Origin of the sequence: Pseudomonas sp. IT-P74 (genome assembly GCF_949768175.1) — a bacterium.
In the GTDB taxonomy this organism is placed as follows: Bacteria; Pseudomonadota; Gammaproteobacteria; order Pseudomonadales; family Pseudomonadaceae; genus Aquipseudomonas.
In genome coordinates this window covers 21,713-35,902 of sequence record NZ_CATKQD010000001.1, presented here as the reverse complement: position 1 = coordinate 35,902, position 14,190 = coordinate 21,713, and the positions used below count along the sequence as shown (strand labels likewise).

General features: G+C 59.2%; 14 protein-coding genes. 9 read left to right on the top strand and 5 right to left on the bottom strand.

From position 1 onward, the window contains the following. Nucleotides 1-62 precede the first annotated feature (62 nt). From ACM6J5_RS00165 to ACM6J5_RS00155, 3 genes are all read left to right on the top strand, one after another. Nucleotides 63-1,088, top strand: a complete 1,026-nt coding sequence (locus tag ACM6J5_RS00165) for a DNA topoisomerase IB (RefSeq protein ID WP_371918286.1) — start codon at nucleotides 63-65, stop codon at nucleotides 1,086-1,088. A 72-nt stretch (nucleotides 1,089-1,160) separates the two neighbouring features. Next, nucleotides 1,161-1,382 carry a hypothetical protein gene (locus ACM6J5_RS00160; RefSeq protein ID WP_095945050.1) on the top strand — a complete coding sequence of 74 codons (222 nt, stop codon included), beginning with the start codon at nucleotides 1,161-1,163 and terminating at the stop codon, nucleotides 1,380-1,382. A gap of 130 nt (nucleotides 1,383-1,512) precedes the next feature. Next, a complete protein-coding gene (locus ACM6J5_RS00155) occupies nucleotides 1,513-1,743 on the top strand; it encodes a hypothetical protein (protein ID WP_007975977.1) in 231 nt (76 codons plus the stop codon). Between the two features lie 193 nt (nucleotides 1,744-1,936). Here the strand turns inward: ACM6J5_RS00155 and ACM6J5_RS00150 are convergent, their stop codons facing one another. After that, a complete protein-coding gene (locus ACM6J5_RS00150; protein ID WP_150673970.1) occupies nucleotides 1,937-2,602 on the bottom strand; it encodes a TetR family transcriptional regulator in 666 nt (221 codons plus the stop codon). Nucleotides 2,603-2,779: 177 nt separating this feature from the next. Between ACM6J5_RS00150 and ACM6J5_RS00145 the strand changes: the two genes are divergently transcribed. The 3 genes from ACM6J5_RS00145 to ACM6J5_RS00135 all read left to right on the top strand — a co-directional run bounded on the left by ACM6J5_RS00145 (nucleotide 2,780) and on the right by ACM6J5_RS00135 (nucleotide 4,327). Continuing rightward, the gene (locus tag ACM6J5_RS00145; protein ID WP_150673971.1) at nucleotides 2,780-3,622 is read left to right on the top strand and encodes an NAD(P)H-binding protein; all 843 of its coding nucleotides are present in this window, start codon (nucleotides 2,780-2,782) and stop codon (nucleotides 3,620-3,622) included. Between the two features lie 92 nt (nucleotides 3,623-3,714). After that, a complete protein-coding gene (locus ACM6J5_RS00140; RefSeq protein WP_095945047.1) occupies nucleotides 3,715-3,909 on the top strand; it encodes a hypothetical protein in 195 nt (64 codons plus the stop codon). Between the two features lie 235 nt (nucleotides 3,910-4,144). Beyond that, a complete protein-coding gene (locus ACM6J5_RS00135) occupies nucleotides 4,145-4,327 on the top strand; it encodes a hypothetical protein (protein WP_095945046.1) in 183 nt (60 codons plus the stop codon). Between the two features lie 274 nt (nucleotides 4,328-4,601). Here the strand turns inward: ACM6J5_RS00135 and ACM6J5_RS00130 are convergent, their stop codons facing one another. Together ACM6J5_RS00130 and ACM6J5_RS00125 are read right to left on the bottom strand one after the other, a co-directional pair. After that, on the bottom strand, nucleotides 4,602-5,207 hold the full coding sequence (locus ACM6J5_RS00130; protein WP_095945045.1) for a hypothetical protein: 606 nt from the start codon (nucleotides 5,205-5,207) through the stop codon (nucleotides 4,602-4,604). A 254-nt stretch (nucleotides 5,208-5,461) separates the two neighbouring features. Beyond that, complete coding sequence (locus tag ACM6J5_RS00125; protein ID WP_414927542.1) at nucleotides 5,462-6,922, bottom strand: MFS transporter; 1,461 nt, start codon at nucleotides 6,920-6,922, stop codon at nucleotides 5,462-5,464. Nucleotides 6,923-7,264: 342 nt separating this feature from the next. Here ACM6J5_RS00125 and ACM6J5_RS00120 point away from each other — a divergent pair, with 342 nt between their 5' ends. Together ACM6J5_RS00120 and ACM6J5_RS00115 are read left to right on the top strand one after the other, a co-directional pair. Continuing rightward, nucleotides 7,265-8,962 (top strand): molecular chaperone HscC, encoded by a 1,698-nt coding sequence (locus tag ACM6J5_RS00120; protein ID WP_414927541.1) that lies wholly within the window; start codon nucleotides 7,265-7,267, stop codon nucleotides 8,960-8,962. A 3-nt stretch (nucleotides 8,963-8,965) separates the two neighbouring features. Further along, entirely contained in the window at nucleotides 8,966-10,555 is a 1,590-nt protein-coding gene (locus ACM6J5_RS00115) for a J domain-containing protein (protein WP_414927540.1), read from the top strand. A gap of 164 nt (nucleotides 10,556-10,719) precedes the next feature. Here the strand turns inward: ACM6J5_RS00115 and ACM6J5_RS00110 are convergent, their stop codons facing one another. Beyond that, a complete protein-coding gene (locus tag ACM6J5_RS00110) occupies nucleotides 10,720-12,267 on the bottom strand; it encodes a phospholipase D family protein (RefSeq protein WP_095945041.1) in 1,548 nt (515 codons plus the stop codon). 262 nt (nucleotides 12,268-12,529) lie between these two features. Between ACM6J5_RS00110 and ACM6J5_RS00105 the strand changes: the two genes are divergently transcribed. Then, nucleotides 12,530-13,351, top strand: a complete 822-nt coding sequence (locus tag ACM6J5_RS00105; protein ID WP_095945040.1) for a DeoR/GlpR family DNA-binding transcription regulator — start codon at nucleotides 12,530-12,532, stop codon at nucleotides 13,349-13,351. 44 nt (nucleotides 13,352-13,395) lie between these two features. On the opposite strand, the gene otnI is transcribed toward ACM6J5_RS00105, so the two are convergent. After that, a complete protein-coding gene (gene otnI / locus ACM6J5_RS00100; RefSeq protein ID WP_414927539.1) occupies nucleotides 13,396-14,184 on the bottom strand; it encodes a 2-oxo-tetronate isomerase in 789 nt (262 codons plus the stop codon). Nucleotides 14,185-14,190 lie beyond the last annotated feature (6 nt).

Here is a 14,190-nt window from a genome sequence, read left to right as displayed (position 1 = left end):
ACTGCACCGGGGCGAGGTCAATGGCTGTAACGTTCCGTGACTCCCTGCCCAGGACGCTTGTCATGTCCGATGGACTGCCACCTGACCTGCATTATGTCGATGACGCTCAGCCGGGCATTACCCGCAGGAAACTGCGCGGGAAATTCGCCTATTTCGACCCGGCCGGCCAGCGCATCACCGACCCCGAGACCATCAAGCGCCTCAACGCCCTCGCGGTGCCACCCGCCTATACCGACGTGTGGATCTGCGCCGATCCAAGCGGGCATCTGCAGGCCACCGGGCGGGATGCCCGGGGTCGCAAGCAATACCGGTATCACCCCCGCTGGCGGGAGGTACGCGACGCCGACAAGTACTTGCGCCTGCGTGAGTTCGGGCTGGCCCTGCCGAAACTGCGCCAACGACTGCAAGCCGTATTGGCGACACCGGGATTCAGTCGCGACAAAGTCATGGCCACGGTCATTACCCTGCTGGACTCGACACTGATCCGTATCGGCAACAGCCAATATGCCCGGGACAACCGCTCCTACGGCCTGACGACCTTGCGCAGCCGCCATGTAGAAATCAACGGCAGTGCCATCCTGTTCCAGTTCCGCGGCAAAAGTGGCGTCGAACACCAGATCACCGTGAAAGACCGGCGACTGGCCCGGATCATCAAGCGATGCCAGGAAATACCCGGGCAGAATCTGTTTCAGTATCTGGATGAAAACGGCGACCGGCACACCATCAGTTCATCCGACATCAACAGCTATCTGCAAACGCTCACCGGTGCCGATTTCACCGCCAAGGACTACCGCACCTGGGCCGGCAGCGTTCTGGCCCTGTCGATACTGCGCAAGCGGCGCTGGGAGCCTGAAACGGACGCCAGGCGGCATCAGGTGGAAATGGTCAAGGACGTTGCCAGGCAACTGGGCAACACCCCGGCGGTGTGCCGCAAGTGCTATATCCACCCGGCGGTGCTGGATGGTTTCCTTCTGGGCGCGTTGGCGCAACTACCCAGGCCGAGAGCGCGCAAGGGACTCTCGGCCGAGGAAGTCGGGCTGGCGAATTTTCTGGAGAGAACGCTGGCAGCGCCTGAACCGACGAATTGACCTGCCTATTTTTTGCACGATCAGCAATGGCTTCTATAGTTGAACTGAACACGAATCCGCTACGGAGACGCCATGGAAGACATTTTCGTTGTGAAGCGTTGCAACAAAATCATCATCCATGGCCGCCGTGAGGGTGAAGTTGACCACCTGCCACCGGACGCCGCAGTCTGGTACCGCATCGCCGATACCCGCACCCAAGGCTTCATCGGAGATGGCTACGATATTGAAGAAGATGCCGTGCGTGTTTGCCGTCAGCTGAACGCTAAATCACAAGTAACAGCCCGACAAAGTTGACGGTTCTCACCATTTTTTAACGGGTCTATACTGAAATGGTTGAAGGATCAGTAACCCATTCGGCAGAAAGCTCGCTCCCCCGCGGGCTTTTTGCTGCCACACCCAGGTTTCTTGAACGGAGGTGTCTCCCATGTCCGAAAAAGAGTCCATCACCACCCTGCTCACCTTGCTGGACTCCCGTCAGGCTCGCCTGGCTGCGGCCTGCAAGGAAATCGCCGACTGGGTCGATCATCAAGGCGGACATCCCACCGCCCTCAGAATTCGTGATCGCCTGAACGACATCGAAAAGGACACGCCGCTGATCCGGCACACACTGTCGTCTCTGCAGCCTGTCGACCGGCCTCTGCCTCGGTTCAGATGATCCGACACGGATTTACGGTGCGAGGACAGGCCTGATTCGGGCAGCATGATCGGTGACACTGACGTCTCCGAACCTTTGGCTGCCTGCTGGATTTCCATCCTTTCTCACAACCCGGCCTGGAACCGGGATTTTTTGTTGCGCAAAACCAATCGAACGTCCATTCGTTTAGGGAATATGAAATAGCCGCCAGGCTTTACGGCGAGTCGATGTTCCTGCGCACGGGCTCCATGATCTCGCGCAGGGACATGCGCTTGAACGCCTCGACCAGTGCGCGCCCCTCCTCTGGTGCACAAGTAACCGCCAACCGCATGGTCGCCTCCCCCAGGTGCCAGATCAAAAACGCAGACTCCTGGACCTGTTGTTCGTCACAGTCGGGATAAACGCGAAGCATCGCCTGGGACAACAGCGCTCCGGCAACCCGACTCTCCCCCAACTCAAGCTGCAACAACTGCTTGTCGGCCTGCATGCCGGACCAGATGTCACGCATCACCGGTGTCGCCATCACAATCTCGTAGTACTGATCGAGCAACTGCGAATAGGCGGTCTGCAAACCCCGGGCGTCCTCGACGACCTCCATTGCCTCCGCAATGCATCGGCGGCTCTGCGCGTTGTAGCGCTCGGCCAGCGTGCGGATCACGGAACTCTTGTCGGGGAAATACTGATAAAGGGAACCGATCGAGATCTCGGAGCGCTCGGCGATTTCACTCATCTTGAGTGGGTCGCTGCCCTTGTCCGCGATCAACTCGGCAGCCGTCGCCAAAATCCGCTCCTGACGATCGCGGCTGCGCTGTTGCGTGGGATTGCGGCGGACCGCTTCTGCAGCAGGCTGTTCGAGAGTTCCAGAGGTTTTTTTGCGCACGAGTGAATTCCCGATCAAAAACATGACATGTACTCACCTTAGCATCGCCAAGCCCTGCGCCCAATAGCAGATGCCACACGTCGGGGAATGAGATCCGATGGGTTGACGGAAAAACGTGAGCATCTATCATCTTTTAAACGTGAGCATTACTCACATTAATCGATGGAGGTAAACGCGATGAAAACGGCTCAACCAATCACGCTGGTCCTCGGTGCCACCGGCAAAACCGGACGGCGCATCACACAACGACTCGAAGCGGCCGGCCTGCCCGTTCGCCGGGGCTCGCGCGACGCCAATCCACCCTTCGACTGGGAAGACCGATCAACCTGGGACGCCGTGATCGATGGCGTTCAATCGGTCTACATTTCCTTTCAACCGGATCTTGCCGTCCCAGGCGCCCCTGAAACCATCCAGGCGTTCACCGAACTTGCGGTGAAATGCGGCGTACAAAAACTGGTCTTGTTATCCGGGCGCGGCGAAGTTGAAGCGCAACAGGCCGAACGTGTCGTACAGGACAGCGGGATTGACTGGACGATTCTGCGGGCCAGTTGGTTCTGCCAGAACTTCAGCGAGGCACACTTTCTTGAACCCATTGTGCAAGGTGAACTCGCACTCCCCGTCGGCCAGATCGCTGAACCCTTCGTCGATGCGCAAGACATCGCCGAGTGTGCCGTCGCGGCACTGACTCAACCCGGACACACTAACCAGCTCTACGAACTGACCGGCCCGCGAGCGTTGACCTTTGCTCAAGCCGTGGCCGAGATTGCCCGCGCCACGGGTCGCAATATCGAGTTCGTGGCCGTATCGCCGGACGCCTATCGACAGGCAATGGAACAGGAACAACTTCCCCCGGCGTTGATCGATCTGGTGTTGTATCTCTTCACGACTGTACTGGACGGGCGCAACACGCCCGTGGCCGATGGCGTACAGCGGGCACTGAGACGCCCGGCCCGCGACTTCGGCGACTACGTACGGCGCACTGCCGCTACGGGCATCTGGGGCAATGGCCGTCCGACGTAAAGCAGTGGCGGGAACCCGCTTCGTCGACTAGGGTTTTTGGCGTATCGAAGTGCGGCGCCTTTATTGGCAGGAGCCTGATCAAGGAGGAACCCATGTCACTCAATCGTAGTGCTGAACAAACCTACCGCCAGTGGTCGACCCCGATCCTGTTGGAACTCAAGGAGCGAGAACATCAGATGAACCCGTCTGACCGCCAGGCGTTGGAAAACGTACTGCTGGAAAGAACGCTGATCGATATTGGCAATCCGGCCGGCAACGATCGACGCAAAGCCGAACCGGCCTCCTGAAAGGAATCCGGTAACCACGATCAAGCTAGCAACTCTGGAACAGAAACATACGAGGGTTTGTAACGCTTTCGCTTGCAAGCCCTTGGTTTAGAGTATGCCCAATCGAACGCAAACACGCTTCAAACGTCTGAATCCCACCGCCGCCGTAATCCATTTTTGATAATTATTAATTTCCAAATACCCCCCTCTATCGGCTTTAAATGTGGGCTTAACCACCACTTGGAGGGATTCCAGGATGCTGATAAAAATCGAGAAAGCGAGCAAACCGGAAGGCTGGAACGTATGGATGAACACGTGGTGCGTTGAATTTCGCAGCTACGCAGAAGCCCTGGCGTTCGTGAGCAGATTGGAAGCCCGGATCAATGCACCTCACCCCTTGCCTGGCAGCACCGCCAGACTTCTTTTGGAACTGGCTTAACCACGCGATGCCATCACCGAGAAGCTATCCGCGACGTCATATCCGTATTTTTTAATCTGTTTTTGATAATTATTGATTTCGCTCGCCCCGCTCCCTCGACTTTAAATAGGCGTCGAGGGGGGGCGTTGGCCAAGGTGAGGTTTACAGGTGACACCTTTAACGGACGCTTCGAATACAGCCAGTCTGCATTTGAGGAGGCCGACCTTCCTCACCATGTGTAATACCTTGCCCCGCATCTTCCCCCAGGAGGTGCGGGGATTTTTTCGTAAAGACGTTAAAACCACCCGCTACGATCATCTTCCAACTCTTGGCGACACACTTTTAGTTGCGCGCTGTAAATCTCTGACTGCTTTTGCACTTTCTGGGCAACCTGCATCAGCCACGGTTTACTGCGATAGGTATTGCGGCTAAAGCCCCCGCGCCCCTCGTGATAAGCCAGGTACTGATTGTAGGTGTCCCATTTGGAGATTCCGAGCTGACGTTGGGTGCCAGTGGTGTACCAACCGATAAACATGATCGCGTCGTCGAAACTGTCACGCGAACCACCGTTGCCCGTATTGTCCTTGTACTCACCCCACACCGGGTCTTGAGCCTGCGCATAACCATAGGCGGAACTGACTCGCCCCCAGGGGATCACCCAGAGCAGGTAGTCACGAGGCGGCAATGCGTCCGCCACGTAGCTGCTTTCCTGCTTCATGATCGCCATGGCCACATGCAGAGGCGTCCCATATTCACTCTGCATTTGCAGCGAATCCTCATACCAGTCGGGATACTCACGGTAAATACTGCAGAGATTGCCTTGATCTTTTGGTGGTGTCGTCGTGCAACCGGTCAAAAACATAAACAACAAAGCCAACAGCAGAACTTGTCCTTGTTTCATTCATTACCCTCAAAAGTAAGGGCATAGGTACCCTCCGTTTACTGCAAGAAGCCCGAGTCATGCAGGTGCAGGCAAAAACGTCAGAAGACATCCAGCTCGACCGCGTCACCCTTTTGAGTGAATCGTCCCTGGATTTCCGGTTGCTGTGGCAGGTCGGGATGGGGTGGTTGGTGCCCGTCGCGGCAGGCAACAATCGGCCGATTCTGTTAAAAATCCGGTTTTCTCAAACGGCTCTTTTGCCAGTAGTCCCCCACTCAATCCCCAGCCTGCGACAAAGGCCTGGCCACCTGCTCCAACGCTCGACGCTCGGCAGCCACCCCCCAAACCGCTTGCACCACCGCTGCCACACACATGAGTGCAGCGCCTGCCAGATAACCCATCAGCAGACTGCTGCGCTGCTGGGTCTGGATCAGTTGGCCAAACAGCGTCGGCCCGATGATGCCGCCCAGGCCAGTGCCAAACGCGTAAAACACAGCGATGGCCAAGGCACGGATTTCCAGTGGGAAGGTTTCTGCCACCGTCAGGTAAGCCGAACTGGCCGCTGCCGAAGCGAAAAAGAAGATCACCATCCACGCCGCGGCTTGCTGGGTGACATCCAGCCAGCCCTGCTGGAAGGCGTAGCCATTGAGCGCCAGCAACACCCCGGACGTCGCGTAAGTGAAGCTGATCATCACGCGTCGGCCGACCACGTCAAACAGGCGCCCCAACAGCAACGGCCCGCAGAAATTGCCCAGTGCCAAGGGCAATACGTACCAGCCGACCTGCTCGGCGGGCACCTGGTAAAAATCGGTGAGCACCAGCGCATAGGTGAAGAAGATCGCGTTGTAAAAGAAGGCCTGCGCGGTCAGCAGGGTCATCCCCACCAGCGCGCGGCGGCTGAATCTGATGAACAGGGTATGGAAGACCTCCGCCAGCGGCGTGTGGTCCCGCGCGTGCAGGCGCAGTGGTTTGCTGGTCACCGCCGGCAGTTCATGGCCTTGTTCGCGCAGACGCGCTTCGATGCCTTCTACGATGCCTCGCGCCACATCGTGTTGACCATGGACCAGCAGCCAGCGCGGGCTTTCCGGCAACCACAGGCGCATCACCAGAATCAACACACCCAACGCGGCACCGATGCCAAAGCACAGGCGCCAGCCCAGCTCGCCGCCGACCACGTGCGGGTCCAGCAGAACGATGGCCCCGCCGGCACCAAGCGCTGCGCCCAACCAGAATGTGCCGTTGATGCTCAGGTCGACCCAGCCGCGATAGCGTACCGGGGTGAATTCCTGGATGGTCGAATTGATCGCCGTGTATTCGCCGCCGATGCCCATGCCCGTGAGGAAGCGAAACAGCAGGAAGCTTTCCAGGTTGAAGGAGAACGCCGTGGCCGCCGTGGCACCTACATACAGCCATAAAGTTACGAAGAACAGCTTGCGCCGCCCCAGGCGATCGGTCAGCCAGCCGAACAGCAAGGCACCGAGCACTGCGCCGGCGATGTAGATGCCCCCGGCCAAGCCAATATCGAAGTTGCTCATGCGCAGGTCGGGGCTGTTTTTCAGCGCGCCGGACACCGAGCCGGCCAGGGTCACTTCCAGACCGTCGAGCAACCAGGTGATGCCCAGCGCGAACACTAGCAGGGAGTGAAAGCGGCCCCACGGCAAGCGGTCCAGGCGTGCTGGAAGATCGGTTTCGAATATCGCGCCGGGCTCGCGGCTATGCAGCTGTTGGTGGGTCATCGCCACATCATTGTCGTGTGCAGTGCCTTGTGAGTTAGGAGTTGGGCTCTGGATCGGGAGTTCAAAATTCCGCTCACACAGAATTTGCTTGTGTCGCATCGACCGGTTGAATCCACCGTCGTTTGCAGCCCTTCTCAACCGACAGCAATCGGCCAAAAAACCTCATGGCCATGCTTCAACTCAAACATGTCCATCACTTACAGGTTGCGGCCCGGTCCACTTATCCAGCATGCGGATATTGAACCTTCATTGGAAAAAATGATCGCAGGTGACTAGGATCTGCCTCTGCTGGTCAAGGAAGAACAGGCTCGTTAAGTCAAGCCATGGAAAAGGAAAGCACTGATGATTGTCGGGATCGATCTGGGTACCACCAACAGCCTGGTGGCTGTCTGGCATAACGATGCCAGTGTTCTGGTACCTAACGCACTGGGTCAATGGCTGACCCCTTCGGTCGTGGGGCTGGACGATGAAGGCCGGATTCTGGTCGGCCAGGCTGCCCGCGAGCGCCTGCACACCCACCCTGGCATGACCACCGCGCTGTTCAAGCGTCATATGGGCAGCGCGCGCACCGTGCAACTGGGTACGAAGACGTTGCGCCCTGAAGAACTTTCGGCGCTGGTGCTCGGGAGCCTCAAGGAAGACGTCGAACGTGCCTACGGCGAACCGGTGACCGAGGCGGTCATCAGCGTCCCCGCGTACTTCAGTGACGCGCAGCGCAAGGCCACCCGTATCGCCGGCGAACTGGCCGGACTGAAAGTCGACAAGCTCATCAACGAACCGACCGCTGCCGCACTGGCCTACGGCTTGCCGCAGCATGGCAAGGAAACCTCGTTCCTGGTCTTCGACCTGGGCGGCGGCACCTTCGACGTGTCCATCCTTGAGCTGTTCGACGGCGTCATGGAGGTGCGGGCCAGCGCTGGCGACAACTATCTGGGCGGTGAGGATTTCGACCAGGTGCTGGCCGAGCGCTTTATCCAGACCCAGTGCGACCAGCCAGGATTTCCGCCAGTGCAATCGATCGCCCAAGCGCTGCGCCGCGAAGCCGAGCGGGTACGCCAGGCGCTGGGGCAGGAACTGGCGAGCGAGTTTGTCTTGCGTGTGGACGGCCAGCAGTGGAAGCATGTTTTTACCCAGGACGAGATGGCCACTTTGTTCGCGCCCTTGCTCGAACGCCTGCGCAATCCGATTGAACGCGCCCTGCGCGATGCCAGAATCCGTATCAACGAGCTCGACGAAGTGCTGCTGGTAGGCGGCACCACCCGCATGCCATTGGTGCGCAAACTGGCCGCGGGGCTGTTTGGCCGCTTCCCGTCCATCCACATCAACCCCGACGAAGCCGTGGCTCATGGCGCCGCGATCCAGGCGGCGCTGAAGTCCCGCAGCACCGCCCTGGAAGAAGTGGTGTTGACCGACGTCTGCTCCTACACCCTGGGCATAGCAGTCTCGCAACGGGTGGGTCAACACCATGAGCCAGGGCACTATCTGCCGATCATTGAGCGCAACAGTACGGTCCCGGTCAGCCGGGTAGAAACCGTGTGCACCGTTCATGACTTGCAGGAAAGCGTACTGGTGAAGATCTACCAGGGTGAGAGTCGCCTGGTGCGCGACAACATCGCCTTGGGTGAGCTGGAGATTCCGGTCCCGGTGAATACCGGTTGCGTCGTCGAACTGGACGTGCGCTTCACCTACGACAACAACGGCATTCTGGAGTGTCAGGTGAGCATTCCCATGACCGGTGAACAGCGCACCCTGGTGATCGAAAACAATCCGGGCGTGCTCAGTAGCGAAGAAATCGCCGAGCGCCTGAAAGCGCTGGCCGAGTTCAAGGTGCATCCCCGCGATCAGCAGATCAATACCCTACTGGTAGCCCGCCTGGAGCGTTTGTATCAAGAAAGCCTGGGCGAGCTTCGTGAGCAGATTGACCAATGGGCAAGCCTGTTTCAGCAGGCACTGGCAAGCCAGGACGAGCGTGTCATCCGCCAGGCTCGCAACAATCTGAGCGAGCGCATCGGCCTGCTCGAAACCGGTGGTGGATTCTAAGCCATGGAACCTGTTTTCGATTGCTGGGAAGTCCTCGACCTGCCCGCCCGCTCCGACGAGCGCAGCATCAAGCGCCAATACGCCAGGCTGCTCAAGGTCAGACGTCCGGATGAGGATCCCGTCGCCTTCCAGCAACTGCGTGAAGCCTATGAGCAAGCCCTGCAAATCCTGCGTGAAGGCCCCGACGAAGTTCATAAGGTTGCCGCTGACGTTACCGCTGCGTCCATAACACAGCACCGGCCGCACCCGAACCTGACACCCACGCGGTCCCTGCACGAACAGGCCGTTGAACTGTTATCCGGATTTGAAGATCAGGCGGTTGATCGCTACTGGACCGAGGCATCGGCCAGGGGCTGCAACGCCGAATTCGAACGGCTGCTGTTCCAGCGTTGCGTGGACGACCCTGAAGCACATTGGCCCCTGCTGAGCTGGGGCCTTGAACAACGTCAATGGTTGACGCCCTGGCAACAGATCCCCGCCAGTGAGTTTCACCAGCAGCAGTTGACCCGCGCCCTCACCGCAGCGCTGTACCGCAAGCTTGATCATCTGCTGGCAAGTGGCGAGCAAGAGTACTTCCTGGACTTCCTGGAACACCACAGCCGCCAACCCTGGCTCGGTGATTTCGCACGTCGTCAGGCGCTTCAGGTACAGGTTCTGAACCTGTTCCTGAATACCGAGGACTGGTCGGCGCAACTGTTCCAACGAGTGTGTCAATTGTTCGCCTGGGATGTCGAAGCGGCGGTTGTGCCCATTGCCGAGGACCAGTGGCAAGCTTTGCACAGGCGCTGCGAGCAACAAGCCTGGCTCGGCGAACTGCGCTCCCTGATGCAGCAACGCCAGCAACACCCCAGTGCGTGCGCCAACGCCGCCGCGCTGTTTCTGCTGTCGACGCAACCCGCGCAGCAGGCGGAACTGGCCCTGGGTTTCGTCGAGGCGGACTGGCAAGCCTGCGAACAGCTGGCTGAGACCTTTGCCACGCGTTTCCCCGACTTGCTGGGCATGTTCCCCAACCACGATCCGTGGTTCTGGAAGGCACTCATCGGTCACAAGGACCCGCCCTATGGCGTTAAACGCGCGGCCTGCGTTTTGACCATCGCCCTTGCACTGAACAACCTGGGCAGTTCCGGACTCATTGTGCTGCTCATGCTGCCACTCTACGCACTGGGTGGCTGGGTGGCGGCGCAGGTCGGCAAATGGCTGCTCAGCCATTGGACCACCTTGACGGAGAACCTGTACGACCTCGACCTGCGCGCCAGCGAATGGTGTGTACGACACAAACTGACGGCCGATCGTCGTTACCTGGTGATACGTAATGGCGGTCCGTTGCTGGCATTGGCCTTGGTTATCTGGAACTGGCTCGGGGTACTGGGGCTGGCGACTTATGTGATCACCGGAGTGATCGGCTTGCTGCAGCCCGCCAGTGCAGTCCCCACGGATCGCCAGTACCGCTGGCGAAAGCCATTGCAGGCGATCTACCGGATTGCCGGGCTCAGCCGGCTGCAATGGCTGTTCTGCCTGTTAATGGTGCTGGTCATTGGCTATGTGCAACTGCACATGCCCGGCACCCTGCTGACTCAAGGTCGATTGCGCTGAAAATCGCATCACAGGGAATCGACATGGATCACCTGTTTAAGGTGTTTGAAGATTTTATGAACTTGCGCCACACAGAAAAAAACCGGCCTGCCAGCGTTGAAAAGATCACCCATGCAGCGCAACAGCTATCCATCGACCCTGGGTCATGGATAACCGGTTTCGACCTAGAGCATTTTCTCCAGGCCGATCTTGTCGCTGAGCCAGGCTTTGAAGCTACGCCATGTGCCGCCGGGTTCCTTGCGCAAGGTCCGCTGGCGACCGTCGTCCTCGGTGAGCCAGACGACTTCGCCGTTTTCCAGTCGGGCCTGGTAACTCATGGCCGGCGCCATGCCCTCAAGCGCCAGCTGGCGCACTTGGCCGGCTAGCTCGGGACTATCGACCAGCACCCCGACTTCAGTGTTCCAGAACACTGAACGCGGGTCGAAATTAAACGAGCCGATGAACACTTTCTGCTGGTCCAGGATCATGGCTTTGGTGTGCAGGCTGGAGTCCGAACCACCACTGAAACCAAACGAAGAGCTGCGGCCGGGATCGTCCGGCTGGCGCCGCAGCTCATAGAGTTTCACGCCATGTTCGAGCAGAGTCTTGCGATACGGTGCATAGCCGCCATGCACCGCCGGCACATCGGTGGCTTCCAGTGAATTGGTCAGCAGGCGCACATCAACGCCGGCATCGGCACGACCCAGCAGATAGTCCATGCCCGGCTTTTGCGGGACGAAATACGCCGAGATCATGATCAGCTCGTTATTGACGCCATCGAGTTCAGGTCGCAGCTGCGTGGCCATCAACAGCGCGCGGTCCGGTTCGCCGTCGGCCAGAACCTTGCTCGGAGCGTCCCATATCGCCTTGTTATGAGCCCAGATCAGCTGCTTGCGCCAGGTCTCGAGTTGCGGTTGAGCCTGGTAGGTCATGAGATGGTTGTACAGCACCTTGCTCTCGATACGTGAGGTCTGGAGCGACTGCTCCAGGCGTTGGCGGCTCTCGAGCAAGTCTTGTGCTGTTGGCTTGTTACGCAGGAAGTCGCTGATCGGCTGGCTCAAGGCGCTGTTCCAGTACTGATCGAAGCTGTGCCCCAACTGTTCGGCGACCGGGCCGATGCACAGTAGGTCCATGTCGGTGAAGTTGAGATCGGGCTTGGCGTCGAAATACTCATCCCCCAGGTTGCGTCCGCCGACGATGGCTGCGCTGTTGTCGGCCAGCCACAGTTTGTTGTGCATGCGTCGGTGTTGCTGGGAAAGATCAAGCAGACGGCCCATGGTTCGGGTGACCACGGTGCTGCGTCCCAGATGCAACGGGTTGAAGACACGGATATGGATGTTCGGGTGCACCGCCAGGGTAGCGATGACTTCTGCCTGGCCGTCGCTGGCCGTGTCATCGAGCAAAATGCGTATCCGTACGCCGCGATCGGCAGCCAGCAGCATTTCACGCACCAGTGCCCGGGTGCTAAGGCCGTTATGCACGATGTAGTACTGCAGATCGACGGATTTCTGCGCATTGCGGATCAACTCGGCGCGCGCCCGAAATGCTTCACTGCTATTGGGCAGCAAACGAAACCCCGAGCGCCCCTCATGCGCGGCGGCCTGAGCCTGGATCGAGCGCCCGAAAGCCGAATCGCCGGCGGGTATCGCCTCGCTGAATTCGTGGGGCAAGCGCGTGGTGGCGCAGCCGACGAGCAGCAGCGCGAACAGCATGGCGCAGAGGAACCGGGACATGGGCTGGTCCTCAACCTGGACGGGTGTAGATTTGAACTCGGCATCCAGCCAGTGCTGGCTGCCAAGAAAACGCAGCCCTCGATAATCCGCACGACTTGTTCCAGTAAAGCCCCTTTTGATGCAACGTGTCGAAATTTTCCGGCAACTGCACCCGGAGCATGAAACCACCCCGGTGCCTCGTCGCGCTACTGATCCGGCGGCAGATTCGCTACTATGTTTACCCGCCTTCCCTGTCTGCGGATTACTTCATTCTGGAGCCCGAATGCCTAGTCAAAAGGACATCGCCGCCGAAAGCGGCGCACCGATGATCCCTGAACAGCGCCGTGAGTTAATGCTGCGACAGTTGCGCAAGCATCAGGTGCTGAGCGTTCATCAATTGATGGAAATGTTCGACTGCTCGCACATGACCATACGCCGCGACATCGCGTTGCTGGAGCAGGAAGGTCGTGCTTACTCGGTAACGGGTGGGGTGCGGATCGCCAGCCAGCTGCACAGTGAGCCCAGCCATCAGATCAAGGCGGTGGTCGAGTTGCCGCAGAAGCAGGCCATGGCCAGGCTCGCCGCCCGGCTACTGCATGCCGACATGACGATTTACCTGGACGCGGGAACCAGCACGCTGGAAATCGTCCCCTATATCAAGGCGCTGTCCGGCATGACCGTGGTGACCAATGACTTCGGGATTGTCCAGGCACTGATCGAAGCCCCCCATGTCACGGTGATTCATACCGGCGGGCAGCTGGATCACTCCAACCAATCGTGCGTGGGCGGTCTGGCGGTTGCCACCTTGCGTCAGGTCGTCACCGACATCGCGTTCATCTCGACCAGTTCATGGGACTTGCGTCGCGGCCTCACCACGCCTTCGGCGCTGAAGGTGGAGGTCAAGCAAGCCGCGATGCAATCGGCTGCGCAAGTGGTGCTGGTGGCCAGCAGTTCGAAATACGGCACCTTCAGCATGTACAGGATTGCCGGACTCGAGCAGTTCGACATCATCCTCAGCGACGACGCATTGACCGCTGCCGCGGCCGACGGCATCCGCAAGCAGGGTGTCGAACTGTTGCTGCCGGCTGACAACTCACCGGCGTGAAAGGACGGGCTCCTGCATCCCGTGGAGCCCGTCGCCTCCCTCCTCTATAGCGCCCGCGCTTTCCAATCGCGCAACCACTGCAAGCCGGCGGACGTATTGCCTCGCGGCCGATATTCGCACCCCACCCAGCCGTCATAACCCAACTGGTCGATCAGCTCGAACAGCCAGGGATAATTGACTTCCCCCAAGTCCGGTTCATGCCGATCCGGCACGCCGGCGATCTGGACATGGCCGATACCATCGAAGTCGCGACGCAGTTTAGTCGCCAGGTCGCCCTCGACGATTTGGCAGTGGTAGCAGTCGAACTGAACCTTCAGGTTGCTGGCGCCCACTTCCTTGCAGATGGCCTGGGCCTGATCCTGGCGGTTGAGGAAAAAGCCTGGCATGTCTCGCGTATTGATCGGTTCGAGCAATACGGTGACGCCTGCCTTGGCCGCCCGGGCGGTGGCGTAGGCGAGGTTCTCCAGATACACGCCGTGATGCCTTGGGCGATCGCTTTCTGACGGCAACAGCCCGGCCATGACATGGATGCGTGAGTTGCCCAATACACTGGCGTAATCCAGGGCGCGATCAAAACCGCTACGAAATTCACTCTCCCTGCCCGGCAATGACACCGTGCCCCGCTCCCCCGCGGCCCAATCACCGGGCGGCGCGTTGAACAGTGCCTGCACCAGGCCGTTGTCGCTCAAGCGTTGCTTGAGTTCTTCTGCGCTGTAGTCGTAGGGAAACAGGTACTCCACCGCCTCGAAGCCGTCAGAGGCAGCGGCGGCGAAGCGATCCAGAAACTCATGTTCCGGATAGAGCATGCTGAGGTTGGCAGCAAAACGAGGCATGGTAGC